Origin of the sequence: Bacteroides sp. AF32-8BH (assembly GCF_003435205.1) — a bacterium.
GTDB lineage: Bacteria > Bacteroidota > Bacteroidia > Bacteroidales > Bacteroidaceae > Bacteroides > Bacteroides ovatus.
In genome coordinates, this window is the sequence record NZ_QVLZ01000009.1 from 116,385 (window position 1) to 140,569 (window position 24,185).

The 24,185-nt window shown below is 49.7% G+C and carries 27 protein-coding genes and 3 pseudogenes; 17 read left to right on the forward strand and 13 right to left on the reverse strand.

Features of this window, described 5'->3' with window-relative positions; genetic code table 11:
• Window position 1 precedes the first annotated feature (1 nt).
• The 13 genes and pseudogenes from DWZ47_RS08080 to DWZ47_RS08140 all read left to right on the forward strand — a co-directional run bounded on the left by DWZ47_RS08080 (window position 2) and on the right by DWZ47_RS08140 (window position 11,010).
• Entirely contained in the window at window positions 2–334 is a 333-nt protein-coding gene (locus DWZ47_RS08080) for a DUF4133 domain-containing protein (protein WP_075559428.1), read from the forward strand.
• Complete coding sequence (locus tag DWZ47_RS08085; protein ID WP_032941012.1) at window positions 331–2,835, forward strand: TraG family conjugative transposon ATPase; 2,505 nt, start codon at window positions 331–333, stop codon at window positions 2,833–2,835. The genes DWZ47_RS08080 and DWZ47_RS08085 overlap by 4 nt, the downstream gene beginning before the upstream one ends.
• A 55-nt stretch (window positions 2,836–2,890) precedes the next feature.
• Window positions 2,891–3,253 (forward strand): annotated as a pseudogene (locus DWZ47_RS08090) (DUF3876 domain-containing protein); the annotation flags it as partial.
• Between the two features lie 122 nt (window positions 3,254–3,375).
• A complete protein-coding gene (locus DWZ47_RS08095; protein WP_008655894.1) occupies window positions 3,376–4,005 on the forward strand; it encodes a DUF4141 domain-containing protein in 630 nt (209 codons plus the stop codon).
• Between the two features lie 3 nt (window positions 4,006–4,008).
• A complete protein-coding gene (gene traJ, locus DWZ47_RS08100) occupies window positions 4,009–5,019 on the forward strand; it encodes a conjugative transposon protein TraJ (protein ID WP_008655896.1) in 1,011 nt (336 codons plus the stop codon).
• A gap of 131 nt (window positions 5,020–5,150) precedes the next feature.
• Window positions 5,151–5,774 (forward strand): conjugative transposon protein TraK, encoded by a 624-nt coding sequence (gene traK, locus DWZ47_RS08105; RefSeq protein WP_008655898.1) that lies wholly within the window; start codon window positions 5,151–5,153, stop codon window positions 5,772–5,774.
• A gap of 7 nt (window positions 5,775–5,781) precedes the next feature.
• Window positions 5,782–6,096 carry a TraL conjugative transposon family protein gene (locus tag DWZ47_RS08110; RefSeq protein WP_008655899.1) on the forward strand — a complete coding sequence of 105 codons (315 nt, stop codon included), beginning with the start codon at window positions 5,782–5,784 and terminating at the stop codon, window positions 6,094–6,096.
• Window positions 6,077–7,426 carry a conjugative transposon protein TraM gene (gene traM / locus DWZ47_RS08115; protein WP_117512753.1) on the forward strand — a complete coding sequence of 450 codons (1,350 nt, stop codon included), beginning with the start codon at window positions 6,077–6,079 and terminating at the stop codon, window positions 7,424–7,426. Before DWZ47_RS08110 ends, traM begins: the two co-directional genes overlap by 20 nt.
• A gap of 42 nt (window positions 7,427–7,468) precedes the next feature.
• Window positions 7,469–8,470 carry a conjugative transposon protein TraN gene (gene traN, locus DWZ47_RS08120; RefSeq protein ID WP_032941013.1) on the forward strand — a complete coding sequence of 334 codons (1,002 nt, stop codon included), beginning with the start codon at window positions 7,469–7,471 and terminating at the stop codon, window positions 8,468–8,470.
• A 10-nt stretch (window positions 8,471–8,480) separates the two neighbouring features.
• On the forward strand, window positions 8,481–9,056 hold the full coding sequence (locus DWZ47_RS08125) for a conjugal transfer protein TraO (protein ID WP_117512755.1): 576 nt from the start codon (window positions 8,481–8,483) through the stop codon (window positions 9,054–9,056).
• 10 nt (window positions 9,057–9,066) lie between these two features.
• Window positions 9,067–9,966: a toprim domain-containing protein gene (locus DWZ47_RS08130; protein ID WP_106624771.1), complete on the forward strand. Its 900-nt coding sequence runs from the start codon at window positions 9,067–9,069 to the stop codon at window positions 9,964–9,966.
• A pseudogene (locus DWZ47_RS08135) lies at window positions 9,966–10,483 on the forward strand (DUF3872 domain-containing protein). Before DWZ47_RS08130 ends, DWZ47_RS08135 begins: the two are co-directional and overlap by 1 nt.
• A complete protein-coding gene (locus DWZ47_RS08140; protein WP_008655907.1) occupies window positions 10,480–11,010 on the forward strand; it encodes a glycoside hydrolase family protein in 531 nt (176 codons plus the stop codon). Before DWZ47_RS08135 ends, DWZ47_RS08140 begins: the two are co-directional and overlap by 4 nt.
• 63 nt (window positions 11,011–11,073) lie before the next feature.
• Here the strand turns inward: DWZ47_RS08140 and DWZ47_RS08145 are convergent.
• From DWZ47_RS08145 to DWZ47_RS08195, 11 genes and pseudogenes are all read right to left on the reverse strand, one after another.
• Window positions 11,074–11,294 (reverse strand): annotated as a pseudogene (locus DWZ47_RS08145) (hypothetical protein).
• A 117-nt stretch (window positions 11,295–11,411) separates the two neighbouring features.
• Window positions 11,412–11,720: a hypothetical protein gene (locus tag DWZ47_RS08150; RefSeq protein WP_008655912.1), complete on the reverse strand. Its 309-nt coding sequence runs from the start codon at window positions 11,718–11,720 to the stop codon at window positions 11,412–11,414.
• A 45-nt stretch (window positions 11,721–11,765) separates the two neighbouring features.
• Complete coding sequence (locus DWZ47_RS08155) at window positions 11,766–12,011, reverse strand: DUF6956 domain-containing protein (protein WP_032941014.1); 246 nt, start codon at window positions 12,009–12,011, stop codon at window positions 11,766–11,768.
• Window positions 12,008–12,241 (reverse strand): DUF3873 domain-containing protein, encoded by a 234-nt coding sequence (locus DWZ47_RS08160; protein WP_008655916.1) that lies wholly within the window; start codon window positions 12,239–12,241, stop codon window positions 12,008–12,010. Before DWZ47_RS08160 ends, DWZ47_RS08155 begins: the two co-directional genes overlap by 4 nt.
• Before the next feature lie 6 nt (window positions 12,242–12,247).
• A complete protein-coding gene (locus tag DWZ47_RS08165) occupies window positions 12,248–12,445 on the reverse strand; it encodes a hypothetical protein (RefSeq protein WP_008655918.1) in 198 nt (65 codons plus the stop codon).
• A gap of 21 nt (window positions 12,446–12,466) precedes the next feature.
• Entirely contained in the window at window positions 12,467–12,724 is a 258-nt protein-coding gene (locus DWZ47_RS08170) for a hypothetical protein (protein WP_008655920.1), read from the reverse strand.
• Between the two features lie 30 nt (window positions 12,725–12,754).
• Window positions 12,755–14,020 (reverse strand): PcfJ domain-containing protein, encoded by a 1,266-nt coding sequence (locus DWZ47_RS08175; protein ID WP_117512757.1) that lies wholly within the window; start codon window positions 14,018–14,020, stop codon window positions 12,755–12,757.
• 2 nt (window positions 14,021–14,022) lie between these two features.
• Window positions 14,023–14,433, reverse strand: coding sequence for a PcfK-like family protein (locus DWZ47_RS08180; RefSeq protein ID WP_032941016.1), 411 nt, complete (start codon window positions 14,431–14,433; stop codon window positions 14,023–14,025).
• Window positions 14,434–14,437: 4 nt separating this feature from the next.
• A complete protein-coding gene (locus tag DWZ47_RS08185; protein ID WP_008655927.1) occupies window positions 14,438–14,695 on the reverse strand; it encodes a DUF6926 domain-containing protein in 258 nt (85 codons plus the stop codon).
• Between the two features lie 12 nt (window positions 14,696–14,707).
• The gene (locus DWZ47_RS08190) at window positions 14,708–14,929 is read right to left on the reverse strand and encodes a hypothetical protein (protein ID WP_117512759.1); all 222 of its coding nucleotides are present in this window, start codon (window positions 14,927–14,929) and stop codon (window positions 14,708–14,710) included.
• A gap of 11 nt (window positions 14,930–14,940) precedes the next feature.
• On the reverse strand, window positions 14,941–15,156 hold the full coding sequence (locus DWZ47_RS08195) for a hypothetical protein (RefSeq protein WP_032941018.1): 216 nt from the start codon (window positions 15,154–15,156) through the stop codon (window positions 14,941–14,943).
• 453 nt (window positions 15,157–15,609) lie between these two features.
• On the opposite strand from DWZ47_RS08195, the gene DWZ47_RS08205 reads away from it, so the two are divergent.
• Entirely contained in the window at window positions 15,610–15,801 is a 192-nt protein-coding gene (locus DWZ47_RS08205) for a hypothetical protein (protein ID WP_106624768.1), read from the forward strand.
• A gap of 389 nt (window positions 15,802–16,190) precedes the next feature.
• On the opposite strand, the gene DWZ47_RS08210 is transcribed toward DWZ47_RS08205, so the two are convergent.
• Window positions 16,191–17,483: an MATE family efflux transporter gene (locus DWZ47_RS08210; protein ID WP_117512761.1), complete on the reverse strand. Its 1,293-nt coding sequence runs from the start codon at window positions 17,481–17,483 to the stop codon at window positions 16,191–16,193.
• A gap of 439 nt (window positions 17,484–17,922) precedes the next feature.
• Here DWZ47_RS08210 and DWZ47_RS08220 point away from each other — a divergent pair, with 439 nt between their 5' ends.
• Both DWZ47_RS08220 and proC read left to right on the forward strand, forming a co-directional pair.
• Window positions 17,923–19,236: an aspartokinase gene (locus DWZ47_RS08220; protein WP_117512763.1), complete on the forward strand. Its 1,314-nt coding sequence runs from the start codon at window positions 17,923–17,925 to the stop codon at window positions 19,234–19,236.
• Between the two features lie 53 nt (window positions 19,237–19,289).
• Complete coding sequence (gene proC, locus DWZ47_RS08225; protein ID WP_117512765.1) at window positions 19,290–20,105, forward strand: pyrroline-5-carboxylate reductase; 816 nt, start codon at window positions 19,290–19,292, stop codon at window positions 20,103–20,105.
• Between the two features lie 92 nt (window positions 20,106–20,197).
• Here the strand turns inward: proC and DWZ47_RS08230 are convergent, their stop codons facing one another.
• Window positions 20,198–21,538, reverse strand: coding sequence for a sigma-54-dependent transcriptional regulator (locus DWZ47_RS08230; RefSeq protein ID WP_004296189.1), 1,341 nt, complete (start codon window positions 21,536–21,538; stop codon window positions 20,198–20,200).
• A gap of 129 nt (window positions 21,539–21,667) precedes the next feature.
• On the opposite strand from DWZ47_RS08230, the gene DWZ47_RS08235 reads away from it, so the two are divergent.
• Complete coding sequence (locus DWZ47_RS08235; RefSeq protein WP_117512836.1) at window positions 21,668–24,157, forward strand: FAD-dependent oxidoreductase; 2,490 nt, start codon at window positions 21,668–21,670, stop codon at window positions 24,155–24,157.
• Window positions 24,158–24,185: the final 28 nt, after the last annotated feature.

Consider the following 24,185-nt stretch of genomic DNA (forward strand, 5'->3'; position numbering starts at 1 on the left):
TATGGCTGAATACCCGATAAACAAGGGTATCGGCCGTCCGGTCGAGTTCAAGGGACTGAAAGCCCAGTACCTCTTCATCTTCTGCGGAGGTCTGCTCGCTCTCTTCGTCCTGTTCGTCATCCTCTACATGGTCGGCATCGGCCAGTGGATATGTATCGGCTTCGGTGCGGTATCGTCCTCCGTCCTCGTATGGCAGACCTTCGCGCTGAACGCCCGGTACGGCGAACACGGGCTGATGAAGCTGGGAGCTGCACGGAGCCATCCCCGATACCTTATCAACCGGCGGCGGATCACCCGATTATTCATACGGAAACGAAAGGAAGAAACAAAATGAGAAATACATCGAAAATGACGACACTGGAAAACAAGTTCCCGCTGCTGGCGGTGGAACACGGCTGCATCATCTCCAAGGATGCCGACATCACGGTAGCTTTCGAGGTGGAACTGCCGGAGCTTTACACCGTGACGGGTGCGGAGTACGAGGCGATACACGGCTGCTGGTGCAAGGCTGTCAAGGTGCTGCCGGACTTCTCCGTCGTCCACAAGCAGGACTGGTTCATCAAGGAACGGTATAAGCCGGAACTGGATAAGGACGGGATGAGCTTCCTCTCGCGGAGCTTCGAGCGTCACTTCAACGAGCGTCCGTACCTGAAGCACACGTGCTACCTCTACCTGACCAAGACGACAAAAGAACGTAACCGGATGCAGAGCAACTTCAGCACGCTGTGCCGGGGGCATATCATCCCGAAGGAACTGGACGGGGAAACCGCCGCGAAGTTTCTGGAGGCAACGGAGCAGTTCGGGCGCATCATGAACGACAGCGGTTTTGTCAGGCTGCGCCGCCTCTCCACCGATGAGATTGTGGGGACGGACGGCAAAGCCGGACTGCTGGAGCGGTACTTCTCGCTACTGCCCGAAGATAACGCCACGTTGCAGGACATCGAGCTTTCGGCAAGGGAAATGCGCATCGGCGACAACCGCCTGTGCCTGCACACCCTTTCCGACGCGGAAGACCTGCCCGGCGCGGTGGCGACAGACACCCGTTACGAGCGGCTGTCCACCGACCGCTCGGACTGCCGCCTCTCCTTCGCTTCCCCCGTGGGGCTGCTGCTATCCTGCAACCACATCTACAACCAGTATGTGATTATCGACAACAGCGAGGAGAACCTGCAGAAATTCGAGAAGTCCGCCCGCAATATGCAGTCGCTCTCCCGCTATTCGAGGAGCAACAGCATCAACCGCGAGTGGATAGACCAGTACCTGAACGAAGCCCATTCCTACGGTCTGACCTCTGTACGGGCGCACTTCAACGTCATGGCGTGGAGCGACGATGCGGAGGAACTGAAGCATATCAGGAACGATGTAGGAAGCCAGCTTGCAAGCATGGGGTGCGTACCCCGCCATAATACCACCGACTGCCCGACGCTCTACTGGGCAGCCATGCCCGGCAACGCGGCGGACTTCCCTGCGGAGGAGAGTTTCCACACCTTCATCGAACAGGCGGTGTGCCTCTTCACGGAGGAAACCAACTACCGCAGTTCGCTCTCGCCTTTCGGCATCAAGATGGTGGACAGGCTCACGGGGAAACCGCTGCACCTCGACATCAGCGACCTGCCGATGAAACGGGGCATCACGACCAACCGTAACAAATTTGTGCTGGGTCCTTCGGGCAGCGGCAAGTCCTTCTTCATGAACCATCTCGTGCGCCAATATTACGAGCAGGGTGCGCACGTGGTGCTGGTGGACACCGGAAATTCCTACCAAGGGCTGTGTGAAATGATACGGCGTAAGACGAATGGGGCCGATGGAGTGTATTTCACATACACGGAGGAAAAACCCATCAGTTTCAACCCGTTCTACACCGACGATTACGTGTTCGACGTGGAGAAGAAGGACAGCATCAAGACGCTGCTGCTGACGCTATGGAAGTCGGAGGACGACAAGGTGACGAAAACGGAGAGCGGGGAACTGGGCAGTGCCGTGAGTGCCTATATCGGGCGCATCAAGGCAGACCGCACCATCGTCCCCTCGTTCAACACCTTCTACGAGTACATGCGCGACGATTACCGCAGGGAACTGGCGGAGCGTGACATCAAGGTGGAGAAGTCCGACTTCAACATCGACAACATGCTCACCACCATGCGGCAATATTACCGGGGCGGGCGTTACGACTTCCTGCTCAACTCCACGGAGAACATTGACCTGCTTTCCAAGCGGTTCATCGTTTTCGAGATTGACAGCATCCGCGACAACAAGGAGCTGTTCCCCGTGGTGACCATCATCATCATGGAAGCCTTCATCAACAAGATGCGCCGGTTGAAGGGCGTGCGCAAACAGCTGATATGCGAGGAGGCGTGGAAGGCGCTGGCATCGGCGAACATGGCGACCTACATCCAGTACCTCTACAAGACGGTGCGCAAGTATTTCGGGGAGGCAATCGTGGTGACGCAGGAGGTGGACGACATCATCAGCTCACCAATTGTCAAGGAGAGCATCATCAACAACTCGGACTGCAAGATACTTCTCGACCAAAGGAAATATATGAACAAGTTTGATACCATACAATCCTTGTTGGGGCTGACGGAGAAGGAGAAGTCGCAGATACTCTCCATCAACATGGCGAACAACCCTTCAAGGCTCTATAAAGAAGTGTGGGTCGGACTTGGCGGCACGCAGTCGGCGGTCTATGCCACAGAGGTGAGCACGGAAGAATACCTCGCCTATACGACTGAGGAAACGGAGAAGGTGGAGGTGTACCGTCTGGCGGAACAGCTGGGCGGCGACATCGAAGCCGCCATCCGGCAACTTGCCGAAAGGCGGAGAAACAAGCAATAAGCAATCAATAACCAGTAAAACAGATTTATCAACGAACTAAAAAAGAAAAATGCGTATGAGTGTATCAAGAATGAAAATGCTGCAAGTCAGCAAGTGTTTAATCGGGTTGGCGGTCATGGCGCTGCAATCCTGTGAGACAGCGGACAACTGCCGCGACCAACTGTGCGGGAACTGGGAAAGCGTGGAGGGCAAGCCCGACGTGCTTATCTACAAGGAGGGCGAAGCCTACAAGGTGACGGTGTTCAAGCGGAGCGGACTGCGCCGCAAACTGAAACCGGAGACCTACCTCTTGCAGGAGGAGAACGGCAACCTGTTCATGAATACCGGCTTCCGCATAGATGTGTCCTACAACGAGGCAACGGACATCCTTACCTTCTCGCCGGGCGGGGACTATATACGTTCCGCAAAGAAAGCGGAGGACGATATGGAACATTCCGGATTGTCATTTTCCAAAGATATGGACGGGGCTTCGTTTTCGGAATTGAACGACATCTTCAAAGAGTACGATAAGAAATAATCAACCGCTAAATCCAAAGAAACATGAGAACAAGAATAACTCTTACCATCTGCCTGTGCCTGCTCCTCGCGGGCAGGGCAAGCGCACAGTGGGCGGTGATAGACCCGTCCAACATCGCGCAGAGCATCGTGAACACCTCGAAGAACGTGGTGCATACCTCGACCACCGCCACGAACATGGTGAAGAACTTTCAGGAGACCGTAAAGATTTACGAGCAGGGCAAGAAGTATTACGACGCGCTGAAATCGGTGAACAACCTCGTCAAGGACGCACGCAAGGTGCAGCAGACCATACTGATGGTGGGCGACATCACGGACATCTACGTGACCAGTTTCCAACGGATGATGCGCGACGACAACTTCACGGTGGAGGAACTCGGAGCCATCGCCTTCGGCTACACGAAGCTGTTAGAGGAATCCAACGACGTGCTGACGGAGCTGAAGAACGTGGTGAACATCACCACGCTCTCCATGACGGACAAGGAGCGCATGGACGTGGTGGAGCGGTGTTACTCCAAGATGAAGCGTTACCGCAACCTCGTGGGATACTACACCAACAAGAACATCAGCGTGAGCTACCTGCGTGCGAAGAAGAAAAACGACCTCGACCGCATCATGGGGCTGTACGGCAGTATGAACGAAAGATACTGGTAGCCTATGGAGTTCGACAACCTTCACCAGATTCTGCGCTCGCTCTATGAGCAGATGATGCCGCTGTGCGAGGACATGGCGGGCGTGGCGAAAGGCATCGCCGGGCTGGGCGCGTTGTTCTATGTCGCCTACCGGGTATGGCAGTCATTAGCGAGAGCCGAGCCGATAGACGTGTTCCCCATGCTGCGTCCTTTCGCGATAGGCTTGTGCATCATGTTCTTCCCCACCGTGGTGCTGGGCACGATAAACAGCGTCCTCTCGCCCATCGTGCAGGGCACGGCGAAGATGCTGGAGGCGGAAACGCTGGACATGAACCAATACCGGGAGCAGAAGGACAAACTGGAGCATGAGGCGATGATGCGCAACCCCGAAACCGCCTACTTGGTGTCCAACGAGGAGTTTGACAAACAGTTGGAGGAATTGGGTTGGTCACCTTCCGACATGGTGACGATGGCGGGGATGTATATCGAACGCGGGATGTACAGCATGAAGAAGAACATCCGCGACTTCTTCCGCGAGATACTGGAACTGATGTTCCAGGCCGCCGCCCTCGTGATAGACACCATCCGCACGTTCTTCCTCGTGGTGCTGGCGATACTCGGCCCGATAGCCTTCGCCATATCGGTGTGGGACGGCTTCCAAAGCACGCTCACGCAGTGGATATGCCGCTACATACAGGTCTATCTGTGGCTGCCCGTGTCGGACATGTTCAGCACCATACTCGCCAAGATACAGGTGCTGATGCTGCAAAGCGACATCGAGCGTATGCAGGCTGACCCGAACTTCTCGCTGGATTCGAGCGACGGGGTGTATATAGTGTTCATGATCATCGGCATCATCGGCTACTTCACCATACCGACTGTGGCGGGCTGGATCATCCAAGCCGGGGGCATGGGCAGCTACGGGCGCAACGTGAACCAGACTGCCGGACGTGTCGGAGGGTTTGCGGGCAGCGTGGCGGGTGCAACGGCAGGCAACACCGTGGGACGCTTCGGCAAACTGCTGAAACGAACATGACGGGACGTGTTTCCCTTGTCGCCGACTCGACAGCCTCTTGTCGCTGACTTGTGCGCCTCTTGTCGCCGACAAGCGGAAACCGCTCCGGACACAACAGGAATAATAACTAATAATAAACCGAACAGAATAAAATGGAATTCAAGTCACTCAAAAACATAGAGTCATCGTTCAGGCAGATACGCCTGTTCGGTATCGTCTTCCTCTCGCTGTGCGCCGTGGTGACGGTATGGAGCGTGTGGAGTTCCTACCGCTTCGCGGAGAGACAGAGGGAGAAGATTTATGTATTGGATAACGGCAAGTCGCTAATGCTGGCACTCTCGCAAGACCTCTCGCAGAACCGTCCGGCGGAGGCACGGGAACATGTGCGCCGTTTCCACGAGCTGTTCTTCACGCTCTCGCCCGAAAAGAGTGCGATAGAACACAACGTGAAGCGTGCCCTGCTGCTGGCGGACAAAAGCGTGTACAACTACTACTCGGACTTCGCGGAGAAGGGGTACTACAACCGCATCATCGCGGGGAACATCAACCAAGTGCTGAAGGTGGACAGCGTGGTGTGCGACTTCAACGGCTATCCCTACCGTGCCGTGACCTATGCCACGCAGAAGATCATCCGGCAGAGCAACGTCACCGAGCGCAGCCTCGTGACCACCTGCCGCCTGCTCAACTCGTCCCGTTCGGACGACAATCCCAACGGCTTCACCATCGAGGGGTTCACCATCATCGAGAACAAGGATTTACAAACCATCAAACGCTAACAGGACAATGAAAAGAAAAAGTATCAGAAAATCGCTGTGGGGCGCGTACTGGAAGCTCCACGACAAGAAGAAAATGCTGGCGGCAAGGCTCAAAGGCTACTTGGACGGCTTGCCCCCGAAGACTCGCAGGCGCATCGTGCTGGCGATGCTCGCCGCCTTTGCCGCGCTTGCCCTCTACACCTTCGGCAAAGCCCTCTATGACATCGGCAGGAATGACGGCAGCCGGATTGAGATAGACCATGCCGGACAGGTGGAACTGTCCGTAAAGCCTGAAAACAATCATAACGTAATACCTTATTTATATGGAACAGACGAAGAATGAACCAAAAAACGAGAACAAAGCCGCTCCCGGCAATGACAAGCCGAAGAATGAGCGCAAGCCGCTGACCGAAGTCCAACGGCTGAAACGGCAGAAGATGATAGTGCTGCCCGCTATGGTGCTGGCGTTCATCGGGGCGATGTGGTGGATATTCGCGCCCTCTTCCGACAAAGGGCAGCAGCCGGGTGTGAACGGCTACAACACCGAGATGCCCGATGCGGACAAGGAGAACCGGCTCATCATCGGCGACAAGGCGAAAGCCTACGAACAGGGTGCTATGGAGGAACGGCAGGAGAACCGCAGCCGCGCCATGCAGCAGTTGGGCGACCTGTTCGACCGCGAGGTGGCGGAAACGGACGGTGGCAGGGACTTCGACCTTGCCGACCCCGGCGGAAAGGAAGAGCCGGAGAAGTCCGCACCGAAGACTATCCAATCCTCCGCAGCCGCCTACCGTGACCTCAACGCCACGCTCGGCAATTTCTACGAACAGCCGAAGAACGACAATGCGGAGATGGACGAACTGTTGGAGCGTATCGCCTCGCTGGAGTCGGAACTTGAAAGCGGGAAAGGCAAGGCATCTTCTATGGATGACCAAGTGGCTCTCATGGAGAAGTCCTATGAGCTGGCGGCAAAGTACATGGGCGGTCATAACAACGTCAAGCCAGAAACCATGCAGGCGGCAGAGCCGTCTCCCGTGCGGAAAGCCGGAAAGAACACGGCAAAACCCGTGAGGCAGGTGGCGCATCAGGTGGTGTCCTCACTCGGACAGCCGATGAGCAATGCAGAGTTTGTCGCCTCCTTCTCGCAGGAGCGCAACCGCAGTTTCAACACGGCAGTGGGTGTCACGACCGTATCGGACAGGAACATCATATCGGCGTGCGTCTATGGGGCGCAGAGCGTGACGGACGGGCAGACGGTCAAGTTGCGCCTGCTGGAGCCGATGGCGGTGGCGGACAAAATCATCCCCCGAAATGCGGTGGTGGTAGGTGCTGCCAAGATTCAGGGAGAACGGCTCGGCATCGGAATCACCTCGCTGGAATATGACGGCACTATCATACCGGTGGAGCTGGAGGTCTATGACACGGACGGACAGCCCGGAATATTCATCCCCAACTCAATGGAGATGAACGCGGTCAGGGAAGTCGCCGCCAACATGGGCGGCTCGCTCGGCAGCAGCATCAACATCTCCACCAACGCGGGGGCGCAGCTCGCCTCCGACTTAGGCAAAGGACTGATACAAGGCACGAGCCAGTATATCGCCAAAAAGATGCGTACCGTGAAAGTGCATCTGAAATCGGGATACAGGGTCATGCTCTATCAGGAAACAAATTAAGATAACAACCCAATTTTTAATTTACCACTAAAATCCAAAGTAATGAGAAAAGCAATCATGATGCTTGCCCTCGCTATGGGCATCGCAACTGCCAACGCGCAGGAGAATGTAACCGTTGGACAAAGCAACGGAAGTGAACAACAGACGGACGGACAGCCGACCTTGACAAAGGAGGTCTATCCGCAGAAGGAGGCGGACGGCGACCTGTACCACGGTCTGACGAAGAAACTGACATTCGACCGCATGATACCGCCCCACGGTCTGGAAGTGACCTACGACAAGACCGTCCACATCATTTTCCCCTCGGAAGTGCGCTATGTGGATTTAGGCTCGCCCGACCTGATAGCGGGCAAGGCGGACGGTGCGGAAAACGTCATCCGCGTGAAGGCTACCGTAAGGGACTTCCCGAACGAGACCAACATGTCCGTCATCACGGAGGACGGGAGTTTCTATACCTTCAACGTGAAGTACGCCGCCGAACCGCTGTTGCTCAACGTGGAGATGTGCGACTTCATCCATGACGGCGAGGCGGTGAACCGCCCGAACAACGCGCAGGAAATCTACCTGAAAGAATTAGGCAGCGAAAGCCCCATGCTGGTGCGCCTTATCATGAAGTCCATCCACAAGCAGGACAAGCGCGAGGTGAAACATATCGGCTGCAAGCGTTTCGGCATCCAATATCTGTTGAAAGGCATCTACACGCACAACGGGCTTCTCTATTTCCATACGGAAATCAAGAACCGGAGCAACGTGCCTTTTGATGTGGACTACATCACATGGAAAATCGTGGACAAGAAGGTGGCGAAGCGTACCGCCGTGCAGGAGCAGATCATCCTGCCGCTCCGTGCGCAGAACTACGCCACCTGTGTGCCGGGAAAGAAAAGCGAACGCACGGTGTTCACGATGGCGAAGTTCACCATTCCCGACGGCAAGTGCCTCGTGGTGGAGCTGAACGAGAAGAACGGTGGTCGCCACCAGTCGTTCGTGATTGAGAACGAGGATTTGGTGCGTGCCAATACAATTGACGAACTTTCTGTAAAATAAAGCACTGACCATGAGAAAGTACATCGCAATCATCATCGCGTCGCTTGCCCTTTTCACGGGGCAGGCGCACGCCCAGCGGTGCCTGCCGAAGATGCAGGGTATCGAGGTAAGGACGAATCTGGCGGACGGCTTCAAGCCCGGCGGCAACAATGGCGGGTACAGTTTCGGGGCGGCTCTCTCCGCATACACGAAGAAGGGGAACAAATGGGTGTTCGGTGGCGAATACCTGTTGAAGAACAACCCGTACAAGGACACCGCCATACCTGTGGCGCAGTTCACGGCGGAGGGCGGCTACTATTTCAAGATACTTTCCGATGCCCGTAAAATCATGTTCGTCTATGCGGGGGCTTCGGCTCTCGCCGGATATGAGTCGGTGAATTGGGGCGAAAAGGTGCTGCATGACGGCTCGACACTGCATGACCGGGACGCCTTCATCTATGGCGGTGCGCTGACATTGGACGTGGAGTTTTACGTGGCTGACCGTATCGCCCTGCTCGCCAACCTCCGGGAGCGCCTGCTGTGGGGTGGCGACACTCAAAAGTTCCATACGCAGTTCGGGGCGGGCGTCAAGTTCATCATCAACTGACACGGAAAGTATGGAACGGACGGACATTGAAAACATGAGGCGGATACCCCTTGCGGACTTCCTCGCACGGTTGGGGCACGAGCCTGTACGAAGGAGCGGCAACGAGCTGTGGTATCGTGCGCCGTACCGAAACGAGTGCACGCCCTCTTTCCGTGTGAACGTGGCGAAGCAGCTCTGGTATGACTTCGGTTTGGGCAAAGGCGGTGACATCTTCACGCTTGCCGGGGAGTTGGCGCAAAGCGGTGACTTTATGGAACAGGTGAAGTTCATTGCGGATGCCGCCAATATGACGGTTGATAGGTTAAAAATGCCGACCTATCAACCGGAGCCGACCGAACCCGTTTTTGAAAGATTGGAGGCAGTTCCGCTGCTTCGCTCTCCACTGACGGATTATCTGGCGGAACGGGGCATCCCTTATGCTGTTGCATCCCGCCACTGCTGCCGCCTGAACTACGGTGTGCGTGGTAAGCGGTACTTTGCCGTCGGCTTTCCGAACGTGTCGGGCGGCTATGAAACCCGAAGCCGCCGCTTCAAGGGTTGCGTGCCACCCAAAGATGTGTCACTGATAAAGGCGGAAGATACCGCTGCCGACGTGTGCAGCGTGTTCGAGGGCTTCATGGACTTCCTGTCCGCCGCCACACTCGGTTTGGCGACGAGTGACAGCCTTGTGCTGAACTCCGTCGCCAACGTAGGTAAGGCGGTGAAACACTTAGACGGGTACGGGCGCATCGACTGTTACCTCGACCGTGACGAGGCAGGGCGCAGGGCAATGGAAGCCCTGCGGACACGCTACGGAGGAAAGGTGACAGACCGTTCCGGCATCTATCAAGGCTGCAAGGACTTGAACGAGTACCTGCAACAAGTATCAAGAAAACAACAAAAGAACAACAATCTAAAAATCAAAGAATAATGAACATACTGAACAACAAGAACAAGAGAACATCAATCTTCAAGGCATTGGCATTTTGCCTCGTCGCCGCAGTGTCATTCACATTCGTATCGTGCGATGACGACATGGAATCCAGCAATCCTATCCCTTTACGGTGGAAACCATGCCCGTGCCGAACAAGGTCACAAAGGGGCAGACGGTGGAAATCCGCTGTGAGTTGAAAAAGACGGGCGATTTCGCCAATACCCTCTATACCATCCGGTATTTCCAGTTCGAGGGTGAAGGCACACTGAAAATGGACAATGGCATCACCTTCCTGCCCAATGACCGCTACCTGCTCGAAAACGGGAAGTTCCGGCTGTATTACACGGCGCAGGGTGACGAGGCGCACAACTTCATCGTGGTAATAGAAGATAACTTCAAAAATTCCTACGAACTGGAATTTGACTTCAACAACTCAAACCGCTCCGATGATGAGGAAGAAAAGGTTGTTGGCACCCTGCCTGCCGGTTACTATCATCCTGTTATGAGCCTATGAGGAAGTGCAGGATGATACTGACGCTCTGTTTCCTTTCGGCGGTCTGCTCTTTGTGGGCGCAGGGCAACCGCCATAGAGAAACAGGTAAGGGAACGGGACTATACCATCTGTCCCTGCATGAGAGGGCTTTCTTGTGTACGCGCTACTTTGAGGGCTGGCACTCGGAGGGTTGCTATCCATACATAGGCTGGGGTCATCGTTTACAAAAAGGCGAGAAATACTCGGCACGCACCATGACGAAGCGGCAGGCGGACGCACTCCTGCGGAAAGACCTGCGGAAATTCTGTGCCATGTTCCGACAGTTCGGGCGCGACAGCGTTTTGCTTGGCACGTTGGCTTTCAATGTGGGTCCTGCGAAGCTCTTGGGAAGCAAGCGATACCCCAAAAGCACGCTAATTAAGAAGTTGGAGGCAGGCGACAGGAACATTTACCGGGAATATATCGCTTTCTGCCATTACAAGGGGAAACGACACGCCATGCTGCTCAAACGGAGAAAGGCGGAGTTTGCGTTGCTGTACGTTCCGTAACATGGAAAGTGTCTGACAAATGAAAATCCGATGAAGCCGCGACTTCATCGGATTTTCCGCTTTTCATACATTCGGGATTTTTCCTTTGCCGATTACCTCACCGTCCCTGCAATGCTCGATGATGCCGGGCGAAAATCCCATGTCCCGATTGCAATATACCGGATATAATCCGCATACTCCTGACCTTGAAAATTCCTGCCCGTGAGGTTTTTGAAAATCATCCTTATGCTTGTCCCCTCATCGCTGTGCAGGATGATTTTTCCGTTCTGTCTGATTGCTTCCATGACTAAAACTTTGTTTTTGTGAATACTATCGTAGATTAGGACTGCGGTTTCTTTGCCTACTTTCTTACCCGCCATCATGCTCATGAAAGAAAGTAGGCGGCTTCTGCCGCCCGCCTCTCAAAATCGGGTGTAAAGTCCCGTTACCATCGTGAACATTTCTTCCAGCATATCGCAATAGATACCTTCGTGCGTGGCTATGTCCTTCGTCTTACACTCGAACGTCTTTTTGCTGAACGTCCTGCGGTAGAAACGCATATTGTAAAGGTCTAATCCTGCGTCATAGATGATGTCAAGGCGGTTTGCGCTTGTCCTGTTCCTCGCAAGGCTCATGCGTAAGCCGTTGCCCATGTCTATGAAGTCCTTGCTTCCCGTCATGGCGGCAAAGCGTCTGCCGCCTATCTGCTCTAAAATCGTCTTTGCTATCATGCTTTTCTTGGTTTTAGGTTGGCGGTGCGGACACCGCCAACTTGTTCAACATTCTGTTATCTCGGCAATGGGCGTGTTTCGTTTCAACCACTCCATAAGGCACTCCATATTGTACTCGCTTGTGATGACTGCCGTATGGCGGTCAATGGCGGTAAACCTGCTGCTCTCGTAGTCGTCTATCCACCCTTTTAGGGTATCAACTCCCCACGCTTCGGCATCGTCAAAGATGCCGTCCAATACTTTGATAGGCTCGCTGAACTTCACTATCAGCGTTTGGTAGGCTGCGTTCATCGGTTGTCCTCCTTCCCTTCTTTTGCCGTAAGCCACTTGTCCCGTGCGGCTCGGCACTCGTCCAACGTGGGTTTGACACAAGAGAACAACTCTCCGTCCAAAGGGTGGCGGTAGTCGTACTGCACAAGTGTCCGCTTGCGTCTGCCGATACCCGATTGGAAACGCTCGTATTTCTCCGTACCTGCTTCCGTGCAGGTGCTTACTCCGTTAACGGTCATTCGTGTTGCCATAATCATCTATTTTTGAATGAATTTTTCTAAATACTTTTCCTGCACTCCGAGTGCTTCTGCATAGACACTCAATTGGGCAGCATAGTAGGTACGGTAGTAACTTCTCTCCATTTCGTTCTTGGATAATCCGATATGCGCCTTTATATCGTTCAAATGTCTTTTGACGATATACTTGTAGTAATGAAGTTTCCTCTTTCTGTCCATAATCGTTGCTTTTAATGGTCGTTAAAAATGTACTGACAGGACTCTGTTTTTCATTACCATTTCGGGGTTGCTCGTATAGCGTTGGTGAATCCAAAAGTGCCTGCGTCCGTAGCCGTAATGGAAGAACTTGTCAAGTTCGTGTTTTTCGGCAAACTCCTTTACACCCCGTCTTAACTGCTCCTCACTCGTTGTCAGAGTGAGGAGGTTCACAAATTCAAGAAACATCGTGGGGATTTTATCGTCCCACAAGCAAACCATGCTTTCAAATCTTACTTCCATGTTGTTCAATATTATAATTATAGGTTGATATTATGCTGCGTTCATCCGCTGACGGATAAGGCTCATGTTACTGTTCACAAGGGCGATGATGCGGTCGTGGTACTCGGTGTTCTCGTTGCATACGCCACGGCACTGCACCACCTCAAAGGTTTTCAGTGACACCTCCACCGTTTCTATGCGCCTGCCGTCTATCCGTGCGGAGAGTATCAGGGAATTTTTCCGATTGTGGTAGCCGCCCACACAATGGTGCATTAGCCTTCCTTCCGTTTCCATTTCCTCCACGCTTTCAATGACCTTGACAAGTATAAGGTTGTCAGAGAATGCAAGTCCGAAAAACATTCCTTTGGTTTTCAGATAATTCTTCTCGTCCTCAATCGCTTTCATGCGTTGCTGTTCCGTCCGTTCACGTTCCCTTTGTCGGTTGCGCCTTGCCACCAGCTTGTCGTGTTCGGATTTGAGGTCGGAGGGGCAGACGTACTTCGGGCTGTTCGTGTCCTTGCCGAAATGCCGCAGGAGGTCTATGGTGTCGCACCACATTGAGCCGTCCGAAATGGTGTAGCCGTTGCGGATACATATCTTCACGGATGCCCAATACCTCTCCATGTCGAAACGTGATGTCAGATAGTGGTGCAACATCGGGTATTGCCCTGCCTTCATAAGTGTTTCGGCTCGGCTGTCGGAAAGCAAGGCAGGGATGAGTCTGGTCGGCACTATGTCGTGGAAGTCACCGTCAAAGCCGTTCCTGCGCAATACGTCCAAAACCTTGGACTTGGGATATATCGGGGAATAGGCGATGTGGCGGTATGCCGCATTGTCGCTGCGGACTGCAAGCGGAGAGCCGAAGGAGAACGTGCCGATGTAGCGACCCAACACACGCTGTATGCCCACCACCGCCATGCGCCCTTGTGCGTTCCACCAATACTGCCCGATTTCAAGCGAATAAGGCTTTGCCTTACAGCCTTTCTCCATCTCCACGACAAGCAGGAACTTGCGCAGCACTTGGTATTCTCCGCTCGTGGTGAGGACGGTGAAATACTGCTTCTGCGGAAGTTTGCGCTCGAAAGTTTGGCGCACTTTCAGCCTTGCACCGCACTTGGGGCAGGTGCAGCTGTCGCTTGGCTCTGCCATAAGCCAGCCGTGTCCGCAGTCCATGCAGGTGGTGCGACCTTTCGGCAGTCGATAGGCGTAATGGTCTATGCACTCACGGAAAGCCCAATCCATTTGCCGTTTGGTTATCGGACGAAGGCTTTTGCTTTGGGCAAGCACAGCCTTTTCAAACTTGTTTCTCGGTTTCATGGTCAGAAGTCAAATAATGAGGGTTCTACTTTGGTTTCTTTCTTCGCTGTCGGCTTGTTGCGGTTCTGCAACTTGCGGAGTTCTTCCTCTTGGTATTGGCGGACGGCTTTCTGCCGTGCCTCCGCTTTTTCCTCCGCCGTGAGTTCCACAACGTGGTTCACCGCCACTTGGCATTGGATAGGCTTGCCCACCTCTATCTCGTTCTCGTCATAGTAATGCACGGCTTGTCCGTAAATCTCCCCGTCCGTGAAGCCGTTGCAACCACTGTTCTTCACATAGTTCAGAATGTAGGTGATGCAATCGTCCATGTTCTTGGCAGGGTTGCGGTAGTTCTTGGCAAAGAGCGCATCTTCCGCTGCACGCTGCTCCAAATACATCTGTATCGTTCTCTTGAAATGGTCTGTTCCTTTCATATCGTCAAATTTTAGCTGGGTTGTCATTCAGATAAAGTATGTCGCAGTCCTCCACTTCGGCAGGTAGTCCGAAAAGTGGATAGTATGAGAAGTACGGCTGTGCGTTGCCGTCCATGTCCGTGAGGGGCGAAACGATTTGCACCTGCCAATCGCTTGTCCATTTGTCTATCAAGCGGACTTCTTCCTCCGTCAGCCCCGCCCGGTCACCGCCCGTAAGGTAACACAAGCTCCATGTAGGTATCTTTTCCGTTGTCTTGTTCATATCGCTGTCATTTTAGATTGTCTGTTTCAGTATTCCTCTCCAATAGGTCGGCTCAACCTCGCTCAAAAGGAAGTCCATGAAGTCCTTTCGTGCGTCCTTGTTCAGTTCTCGGTAGAGTTCACGGAACACGGATATGTTGCCGCCCGTGTACGTTTCCACCATGTACACGAAGATGTTGCCCACCTCGTAATATCTGCACTGCTGTTCTACTGTCTTGCTGCTTCTCTTTGCCATGTCGGTAGGGGTTAAAGGGTAAATAACCAAAGAATAAATCCGAAGAAGGCGATAGTGGAAAGGATAGCCACGATTACGCCTATCGCCACTCGGAACACTCCGTTTACAATCTCCATGATGATGTCCCAAAGGATGCCGAACATCCCGAAGGCGGTGCGCACCATCAAGCCGCATATCGCAAGCCCTATGTACTGCGCCATTTGTCTGAAATTTGCCGTTGCCGTCATATTTTCGCTGTTTTTGATTTTTTGTTTTTTAATGCGGATTCAAGAGCTGAGGGAGTTGAGTTTCAAACTATCTATCTGCCTCTCGTTTATCCGACATTTTTTTAATGCGTCTTTCTGTCGCATCGGTCGTTTTCGTTTCGGGTGCTTGAAAAGGTAGGGATTAGGGAATGCAAGGTTTTTCGGCCAAAATACTACCCGCAGGGCTGGAGATTTTTGCCGGAAACAGGAGGCTTGACCTTGCTTTCCCGTCCAATCCCGGAGTTACCTTTGCGCCCAGAACGGAAATGACTGCCTGATGCGGCCCACTGAAAGGCGCGAAAATGGAGGTAAACGGAAGTGGAGGCAGATTAGACAGGAAAAACTTCAAAAGAGAAATCCGTAAAAAGAAGAAGCCTCAAAGGAAAAGGAATATCGCCGGAAGCGTGAAACCGGGCAAACCACATGCAAGGAAGTATGATTTTATATGTTCGGCCAGACTTGTCAGATCGGGCGGATAAAATCATTCTTCCCGGTTTGCCTGCTGTGGGTGACGGCTTGTGCCATTCATGGGCAAGCGGTCATGCACGGCTTTCCGCTTACGGCTCAAAGGAACAGCAAAAAAGAAAAAGTCCTCTGAAAATCCGTAAAAGCACCTCCTTGGCATAAGCGCAAAAAGAAATGGGCCTCGCGTCATAAGTCTGAAACGATAATCGCTCGTTCAGGCGTGACGCAAAGCCCTTTTCTCCGCTTATGCGGTAGTCGGCATACGGTCGTCCAAAATCCTTTTGGGCGATGGTGTACCGACGGACAAAACCGCTTTTACGGAAAAGCCCGCAAAAATAAGGTGAAAAAATCAGGGAGATTTTGTCTTAATCTCCCGTTTTATTTGTACTTTTGCACTTGAAGAGTTCTTTGAAGGTTACGCAACGTGCAGAAGGATGATGCAGTAGATAACTAACTAAATCGTAACCTATTACCATAATGAGCGGATAATGCATGCTCATTTTCAATATCTTAGACCTTTCTCATAACTTCGTTTTACAAAAATACATATTCTAGTTGGATTTCCTCTTTAAGTAAATGATAGATTGTATCCCTAATAAAATAACAAACAAATATTCTGCCGTCATATACACAGTCAGAGAAGCATGAAAACATTCACTTAACAGATACAGATAAATCAAATATACAAGAATGGTGATTAACTGGAAGATAAAGGCGAGCTTCGTCTTTCCTGTACCGGTAACAGCATTGATATAAACATATCCGGGCAGTGCAAAAGCATAATTCAACAGCATAACTATAAAAGGATAGAAAGCTAGTCTCACCAGATTATCGTTATTCGTATAAAATCCGATAACCCATTGGTTACCCCAAAGAGCCATAACTATCAATGGAACCCCCACGGCATAACCCAACCTAAGAACTTTATGGCAAACGGAAAAAAGTTCCTTCCCCTGCCCCGCCCCAATTAGATTGCTGACTAATGAACCAGTAGTGGATGCAAAAGAGTTGACAATCACAAAAAAGACGGTAGAAACACTACGAGTAATATTGGAAATAGCAAGCTCTGTCCTTCCCAGATGCTCGATAGCAACGAAGAACAGAAACCAGGGAGCAACGCTGATAAAAGAGTGAAGCATACTCCATACAGATATCCTCAACAACTTTATTAACACTTTCCCATCATAAACGACCTTCAGCCCATATTTCACTTTATCTACCCTCACCCACATATATAATAGGAGTACGATAAAAGCTCCGAACTCTGCCAAAGAAGAAGCCATCGCCGCCCCGGATATACCCAGATTCAGTTTGAATATCAGCAGATAGTTAAAAGGAATATTAATACAGATAGCCATGATAGCTGCCACGGACAATGCTTTGGTCGTTGTTATCCCTACCAGAAAAGACCGGAAAGCTAAAAAAGGAAATGAGAATAACAAACCGAAGCTACGCCAATCCAGATAATGAATCACTGCCTGATAAATTTCATCCGAAGTTATCAACCGGCACAGGATCAAGGGAGAAGCCAAATGGAGCAATAGGCAAAGAATGACTGCCATCCCCGACAGGAAATATACTCCCTGAAAAAATGTACGTCCCGTCTCTTTATAATGTTGTTCCCCATTTCTCCGGGCAATCATCACCTGCATCCCGATGCTGAATCCGAAGCCCAGCATATAAACAGCTAAATAATAGATTCCGGCAAGCGCAGAAGCTCCCAGTTCGACTTCTCCCACATGCCCCAGGAAAATAGCGTCGGTAATATTGATTAATTGTTCCATCAGAATGCTCATCATCACAGGAAAGTTGATGAGCCATATTTGCTTATATGTATAATTCATTGCTCAACTTAAAAATAACACGATACGGTATACCACATCATAGCAGCACACAGTTCCGTAAATTTATAAAAATGGATATAAAACTCTTTGGCAGGCGAGTAGTTGCCTGTCGGATAGCTGAATAGCCCTGTTAGAAATGATGCTATTCGTTGAGCGTAGCTATATGCAGAGTTTCATAAATGGATGAATATTGCTGGTTTATCAATCAATTACGCAACAAAGATAAGAAATCTTATTTTCATATCCCAATGTGGTATGGTATTAGCAGATTACTTATAGTAAAGAGATGTATTAAAAACATTGATTGCAACATTAACAGATTGATTTATACAGATATACCATATTCTAAAGCTAAGGAATGATTCTTAAATATCTTTCTCTTTTGAAAAAAGGCATATCATTTTGAAAAGAGTAGTAACCAATAAATAACCAGATAACAATGAAAGTTTGTAAATTCGAGAAAATTAAAGATGAGGATGAAATGAAGCAAGTAATCAATTGTATTCAGAAAGAACATCCTTATGTAGCTGTAGTCCCTATATTGGCACAATTACAGGAGTGGTTACAGGCTATTTCCATCAGTTGGTTTCACGAAGAAGATGAAGTTTCTCATGCCACAGTCAATGCCATCGAAGCATATTGCTGTACCCTTGCCAATCATCTCGTTACAGATTCGCACTTAAATCAGGAAATTAAAAACCGGATTCTGGAGTGTATAAAGAAAATACATATACTTGTAGAAGACAAAGCAGATTTACTGATTGATAAAATGATAAAAGCGGAAGTATACGGATTATCCAGCGATTTATTCACTTATTGCTTACGTCAACAGGGTCTTCGTGCCCAAACATTAGATACCGGCAAACTTATACAGATCAACCTGGAAAGAAAGCCGGATATCCCATATATTCAAGAATCTATCCAACAATACATTGACGAGAACCGGAATGTGGATATTTTTATCGCCCCACTTTCCATTTGCAGGAATGTGTATGGTGAAATAGACTTCATGAGCGAACAACGCAATGATTACTATGCAACAGTGCTTGCCACCCTATTCAAAGCGGACGAAATACTGTTATCCACCCCTATCAATCATATCTACGCAAACCGGAATTGCCTGCGAGAACAACATTCACTAACTTACATAGAAGCCGAACAACTGATTAACAGCGGAGTACACCTGCTCTACGCAGATTGTATAACCCTTGCGGCACGCTCCAATATAATTATCCGCCTAACCGATACACACGATCTGTCAACAGAACGACTCTATATATCTTCCCATGACACAGGCAACAGTGTCAAGGCCATCCTCTCACAGGATTCGGCTACTTTTGTGCGTTTTACCTCATTGAATGTATTGCCCGGATATTTGTTTATGGGTAAGATATTGGAAGTTATCAACAAATATCAAATCAATGTCATCTCAATGGCCTCATCCAATGTATCCATCTCGATGATGCTGACAGCCAGCCGGGACACCCTGCGAATCATTCAAAGGGAACTACATAAATATACCGAAATGGTTATGGACGAAAATATGTCTGTAATACATATCATCGGCTCCCTTCATTGGGAACGCACACAAGTAGAAAGTCATATTATGGATACTATCAAAGATATCCCCGTATCTCTCATTTCTTATGGAGGAAGCGATCATTGTTTCACACTATCTGTACATACCACAGATAAAAACAGACTGATTAGTTCGCTATCCAGACAATTTTTCGAGAGTCAGTGCGCAGCCTGATTCAAAGCCGGATAAAAAGAGACATCTGAAAGCCAAATAAAAAAAATAAAGAGATGAAAATAGCTATTATAGGAGCCGGACACATAGGGAGTGCAATCGTCACTTGTCTGGCGCAAGGACATCTTTACAATGAGAAAGACATTATTGTCTCCAATCCAAACATTGATAAACTGGAGAGACTGCAAGAACATTTCCCTGCAATACACATAACGACCGATAACCAACAAGCCATATCGGAAGCCGAAGTAATCGTCCTCGCCATCAATCCCTGGAAAGTAGATGAAGTATTGTCCCCTCTACGTTTCTCGCGTACACAAATCCTCGTATCTCTTGTGTCCGGAGTATGTATCTCCCACCTGGCTCATTTAACAGAAGCCGAGATGCCTATCTTTCGGGCAGTTCCCAATATGGCCATTACAGAACGTTCCAGCCTCACTTTGATAGCTTCCCGCGGAACCGATAAAGAATATCAGCAATTAATAAAACAGATATTTGAAGAAGGAGGAAAATGCCTGTTCCTGCAAGAGAAACAACTAGATACCACTTCCGCATTAACCTCCAGCGGAATAGCTTTCGCCTTAAAATATATGCAAGCGGTTATACAGGCAGGGATTGAGCTAGGAATTCCCGGCAAGGATGCCATGCAAATGGCAGCGTATAGCATGGAAGGAGCGACAGAACTGATTCTGAATCATAACACTCATCCATTGCTGGAAATAGAGAAAGTAACCACTCCGGGCGGAACCACTATAAAAGGATTGAACGAACTGGAGCACAAAGGCTTCACTTCTTCTATTATTCAAGCCATCAAAAGCAGTGCCACAACTTTGATTGACAAAGAGGAAGAAGATGCAAAAAATTTCCGATAGTCCTTATGGTATGGTTTCTCAAGTCCTTTTTGCCTATTTTGAAATACTATATATCCCAAAGCCAGCATAAAAGGACTTAAGAAAATATATGCTTAGATTTTATATTCCTCTATCTTCCGGTACAGGGTGGTAAGTCCGATTTTCAACAAACGGGCAGCTTCCGTTTTATTCCCTTTTGTATATTCCAACACACGTGCAATATGTCTGCGTTCCATTGCGGCCAACTCAAAACTGCCTACACTATCATCCGAACATTCATAATGAGTGTTTTGGATTTCCAAAGGAAGATCACAAATATCCAGTCGCCCCCCTTCACACACAATCAGGCTACGCTCAATCACATTTCTCAATTCACGGATGTTCCCTTTCCACGGCTGTTGTTCCAGCGCTTCCAGAAAAGCGGGAGTCATCTCATTGATGGCATACGAAAGTTTTTCGGAGAAACTTTTGGCAAAAGCAGTTGCAAGAATTCTGATATCACCGGTACGTTCACGAAGCGAAGGAAGATGCACCTGAAAAACCGAAAGACGATAAAACAAGTCTTCACGGAAATGTCCTGCTTTGATCTCCTCCTGCAGGTTGCGGTTGGTAGCAGCAATGATACGCACATTGACTCTTGTCGGCTTGGTATCACCGATCTTTATATATTCTCCTGTTTCAAGGATACGCAGTAACTTTGCCTGCAATTCGAAAGCCATCTCTCCGATTTCATCCAGAAAGATCGTTCCGTTATTAGCTTCTTCAAAAAGTCCTTTCTTATCCTTCAGCGCACCGGTAAACGAGCCAGCCTTATGTCCGAACATCTCGCTTTCGAGCAGTTCTTTACTGAAAGACGAACAGTTGACCGCCACAAAATTCTGTTTGCTCCGTTTACTACTATAATGTATAGCTTGCGCAAAGACTTCCTTTCCTGTTCCTGTTTCCCCCGTCAGTAATACGGGAACATCTGTCACAGACACTTTCTGCGCCAGAGATACAGCCTCTTTCAACACCTTTGACTCACCCAGAATAGAATCGAACGAGTACATCTGCCCGACTTTCTTTTCCAGTTTTTCCAAACGGACATTCATCTTTGCTTTCTCCACGGCACGGCTGATTAAAGGAATAATCTTGTTATTATCATCTCCTTTCGTTATATAATCAAATGCACCGTTTTTAATAGCCTGCACCCCGTCGGGAATATTGCCGTGAGCAGTAAGAAGAATCACCTCTACATTGGGAGCTATTTTCTTGATGTTCAACACCAGATCTACTCCGTTTCCATCAGGAAGAAAAACATCGCATAAAGCTACGTCGGGCGATTGAATTTCCAGTTGTTTGAGGGCAGCTTTGCAATCACCTGCCTGACACACTTCATAGCCCTCAAGTTCCAGCATACGAGCTAAAAGGCTGCGAATCTGGACTTCATCGTCAATAATAAGAATTTTATTCATACAATTTATCTACATTAAATAGAAGAATGAAAAACAGGGTGCGCAAATATAGTTTTTTTATCTGAATCCATGAACATTTCTTCCATACAGTTTGTTCTTTCCACAGGAAACTATTTACGCTATAAACAGATGAAAATAATTATTATTGGGGGAGTTGCAGGAGGAGCCACCACTGCTGCCCGAATCAGACGAGTAGATGAAACAGCTGAAATTGTCCTTTTAGAAAAAGGAAAGTACATATCATACGCCAATTGTGGCCTGCCCTATTATATAGGGGGAGTGATAGAGGAACGGGATAAATTGTTCGTGCAAACGCCCGAAACCTTTTCTACACGCTTTCACGTAGATGTACGCACAGAAAACGAAGTGATTTTCATTGACCGGAAAAGAAAGACAGTGACTGTCCGCCAAAGCAGTGAAGATACTTATGAAGAGAGCTATGATAAGTTAGTCATATCTACCGGAGCCTCTCCGGTACGCCCCCCTCTTCCCGGAATCGACCTAAGTGGAATTTTCACACTAAGGAATGTCACCGACACAGATCGGATCAAAGAATATATCAAGAGCCACGCCCCACGAAAAGCCGTTGTCGTAGGAGCCGGATTTATCGGCCTTGAAATGGCGGAAAACTTACATGCACAGGGAGCGAAAGTATCGATTGTGGAAATGGGCAATCAAGTGATGGCCCCTATTGATTTTTCGATGGCATCACTTGTCCATCAACATCTGATGGATAAAGGAGTAAACCTCTATTTGGAGCAAGCTGTCGCCTCTTTTAGCCGGGATGGAAGAGGATTGAAAGTTACTTTCAAGAATGGCCAGTCAATCTCTGCCGACATCGTTATTCTATCTATCGGCGTACGTCCGGAAACCAATCTGGCACGGGCTGCCGAACTGACTATCGGTCCTGCAGGAGGTATCGCTGTAAACGATTACCTGCAAACCTCTGACGAGTCTATTTATGCCATCGGTGACGCGATCGAGTTCCGCCACCCGATCACGGGCAAACCCTGGCTCAACTATCTCGCCGGACCCGCCAACCGTCAGGGACGCATCGTTGCGGACAATGTCCTCGGAGCAAAGATTCCTTACGAAGGCTCTATCGGTACTTCAATCGCAAAGGTTTTCGACATGACCGTTGCTTCAACCGGCTTACCCGGCAAGCGTCTGCGTCAGGAAGAGATAGACTATATGTCGTCTACCATTCATCCCGCTTCCCATGCCGGTTACTATCCGGATGCCATGCCGATGAGCATTAAAATCACTTTCGATAAAAAGACAGGAAGATTGTATGGCGGACAAATCGTTGGTTACGATGGGGTGGACAAACGGATTGACGAACTCGCACTTGTCATCAAGCACGAGGGAACAATCTACGATCTGATGAAAGTGGAACAAGCGTATGCTCCTCCGTTCTCTTCGGCCAAAGATCCGGTAGCACTGGCAGGATATGTAACTGAAGATATCATCACAGGCAAAAACAATCCTGTGTATTGGAGAGAATTGCGAGACATTGAAATGGAAAATAAGTTCCTGTTGGATGTCCGCACCCCGGATGAATTTTCATTGGGTAGCTTACCGGGTGCCGTGAATATTCCGTTGGATGAACTTCGCGACCGGTTGGCAGAATTACCGAAAGATAAAATGATTTATACATTCTGTGCAGTCGGGTTACGGGGGTATCTTGCTTACTGTATACTGACACAACACGGATTTGACAAGGTACGTAATCTCTCGGGAGGATTAAAGACTTATCGGGCTGCCACTGCTCCCATCATCATACGGGAAGAAAATGGAAACGAAATGGACGAATCACCCATACAAAAGGAAACCGCTTCCCAAACCAGTCAACCCAACGTTTCTACGGCTCCCGTCACTGCTGCTACCCCTGCCAAAACAGTCCGGGTGGATGCCTGCGGGTTACAGTGTCCCGGTCCGATTCTGAAAATGAAGAAAACAATGGATACACTGGTTTCAGGCGAACGGGTGGAAATCACCTCAACCGATCCAGGCTTTCCGCGCGACGCCGCCGCATGGTGCAGTTCGACGGGTAATCAATTGATTTCGAAAGATACCTCCGGAGGAAAATCTATTGTTGTAATAGAAAAAGGAGAACCAAAATCGTGCAATATTGTTACTTCATGTGAGGGCAAAGGAAAAACCTTCATCATGTTTAGTGATGATTTGGACAAAGCCTTGGCTACTTTTGTACTGGCAAACGGCGCAGCAGCTACGGGACAAAAAGTCACCATCTTCTTCACTTTCTGGGGACTGAACGTTATCAAGAAGTTGCACAAACCGGAAACCGAAAAGGATATTTTCGGAAAAATGTTTGGTATGATGCTGCCTTCCAGCTCCAAGAAACTGAAACTTTCTAAGATGAGCATGGGCGGAATAGGCGGAAAAATGATGCGGTATATCATGAACAAAAAAGGGATTGATTCACTGGAATCTTTGCGCCAGCAAGCTCTGGAAAACGGTGTGGAATTTATCGCTTGCCAGATGTCAATGGATGTGATGGGAGTCAAACAAGAAGAACTCCTGGACGAGGTGACCATTGGCGGTGTAGCAACGTATATGGAACGGGCGGATAACGCAAACGTTAATCTATTTATTTAAAAAATGAACTAATAAAATATTCAAATAA

What these genes read in the sequence shown, in the direction of transcription:
- DWZ47_RS08150 (WP_008655912.1), bottom strand. Translation starts at nt 11,720, where the DNA reads ATGATAGCAAAGACGATTTTAGAGCAGATAGGCGGCAGACGCTTTGCC.
- traK (WP_008655898.1), top strand. Translation starts at nt 5,151, where the DNA reads ATGGAATTCAAGTCACTCAAAAACATAGAGTCATCGTTCAGGCAGATA.
- DWZ47_RS08190 (WP_117512759.1), bottom strand. Translation starts at nt 14,929, where the DNA reads ATGGCAAAGAGAAGCAGCAAGACAGTAGAACAGCAGTGCAGATATTAC.
- DWZ47_RS08180 (WP_032941016.1), bottom strand. Translation starts at nt 14,433, where the DNA reads ATGAAAGGAACAGACCATTTCAAGAGAACGATACAGATGTATTTGGAG.
- DWZ47_RS08160 (WP_008655916.1), bottom strand. Translation starts at nt 12,241, where the DNA reads ATGGCAACACGAATGACCGTTAACGGAGTAAGCACCTGCACGGAAGCA.
- DWZ47_RS08235 (WP_117512836.1), top strand. Translation starts at nt 21,668, where the DNA reads ATGAAAATAATTATTATTGGGGGAGTTGCAGGAGGAGCCACCACTGCT.
- DWZ47_RS08155 (WP_032941014.1), bottom strand. Translation starts at nt 12,011, where the DNA reads ATGAACGCAGCCTACCAAACGCTGATAGTGAAGTTCAGCGAGCCTATC.
- DWZ47_RS08125 (WP_117512755.1), top strand. Translation starts at nt 8,481, where the DNA reads ATGAGAAAGTACATCGCAATCATCATCGCGTCGCTTGCCCTTTTCACG.
- traN (WP_032941013.1), top strand. Translation starts at nt 7,469, where the DNA reads ATGAGAAAAGCAATCATGATGCTTGCCCTCGCTATGGGCATCGCAACT.
- DWZ47_RS08110 (WP_008655899.1), top strand. Translation starts at nt 5,782, where the DNA reads ATGAAAAGAAAAAGTATCAGAAAATCGCTGTGGGGCGCGTACTGGAAG.
- DWZ47_RS08095 (WP_008655894.1), top strand. Translation starts at nt 3,376, where the DNA reads ATGAGAACAAGAATAACTCTTACCATCTGCCTGTGCCTGCTCCTCGCG.
- DWZ47_RS08170 (WP_008655920.1), bottom strand. Translation starts at nt 12,724, where the DNA reads ATGGAAGTAAGATTTGAAAGCATGGTTTGCTTGTGGGACGATAAAATC.
- DWZ47_RS08220 (WP_117512763.1), top strand. Translation starts at nt 17,923, where the DNA reads ATGAAAGTTTGTAAATTCGAGAAAATTAAAGATGAGGATGAAATGAAG.
- DWZ47_RS08185 (WP_008655927.1), bottom strand. Translation starts at nt 14,695, where the DNA reads ATGAACAAGACAACGGAAAAGATACCTACATGGAGCTTGTGTTACCTT.
- DWZ47_RS08140 (WP_008655907.1), top strand. Translation starts at nt 10,480, where the DNA reads ATGAGGAAGTGCAGGATGATACTGACGCTCTGTTTCCTTTCGGCGGTC.
- DWZ47_RS08085 (WP_032941012.1), top strand. Translation starts at nt 331, where the DNA reads ATGAGAAATACATCGAAAATGACGACACTGGAAAACAAGTTCCCGCTG.
- DWZ47_RS08230 (WP_004296189.1), bottom strand. Translation starts at nt 21,538, where the DNA reads ATGAATAAAATTCTTATTATTGACGATGAAGTCCAGATTCGCAGCCTT.
- DWZ47_RS08205 (WP_106624768.1), top strand. Translation starts at nt 15,610, where the DNA reads ATGATTTTATATGTTCGGCCAGACTTGTCAGATCGGGCGGATAAAATC.
- DWZ47_RS08175 (WP_117512757.1), bottom strand. Translation starts at nt 14,020, where the DNA reads ATGAAACCGAGAAACAAGTTTGAAAAGGCTGTGCTTGCCCAAAGCAAA.
- DWZ47_RS08080 (WP_075559428.1), top strand. Translation starts at nt 2, where the DNA reads ATGGCTGAATACCCGATAAACAAGGGTATCGGCCGTCCGGTCGAGTTC.
- DWZ47_RS08195 (WP_032941018.1), bottom strand. Translation starts at nt 15,156, where the DNA reads ATGACGGCAACGGCAAATTTCAGACAAATGGCGCAGTACATAGGGCTT.
- traM (WP_117512753.1), top strand. Translation starts at nt 6,077, where the DNA reads ATGGAACAGACGAAGAATGAACCAAAAAACGAGAACAAAGCCGCTCCC.
- DWZ47_RS08130 (WP_106624771.1), top strand. Translation starts at nt 9,067, where the DNA reads ATGGAACGGACGGACATTGAAAACATGAGGCGGATACCCCTTGCGGAC.
- traJ (WP_008655896.1), top strand. Translation starts at nt 4,009, where the DNA reads ATGGAGTTCGACAACCTTCACCAGATTCTGCGCTCGCTCTATGAGCAG.
- proC (WP_117512765.1), top strand. Translation starts at nt 19,290, where the DNA reads ATGAAAATAGCTATTATAGGAGCCGGACACATAGGGAGTGCAATCGTC.
- DWZ47_RS08165 (WP_008655918.1), bottom strand. Translation starts at nt 12,445, where the DNA reads ATGGACAGAAAGAGGAAACTTCATTACTACAAGTATATCGTCAAAAGA.
- DWZ47_RS08210 (WP_117512761.1), bottom strand. Translation starts at nt 17,483, where the DNA reads ATGAATTATACATATAAGCAAATATGGCTCATCAACTTTCCTGTGATG.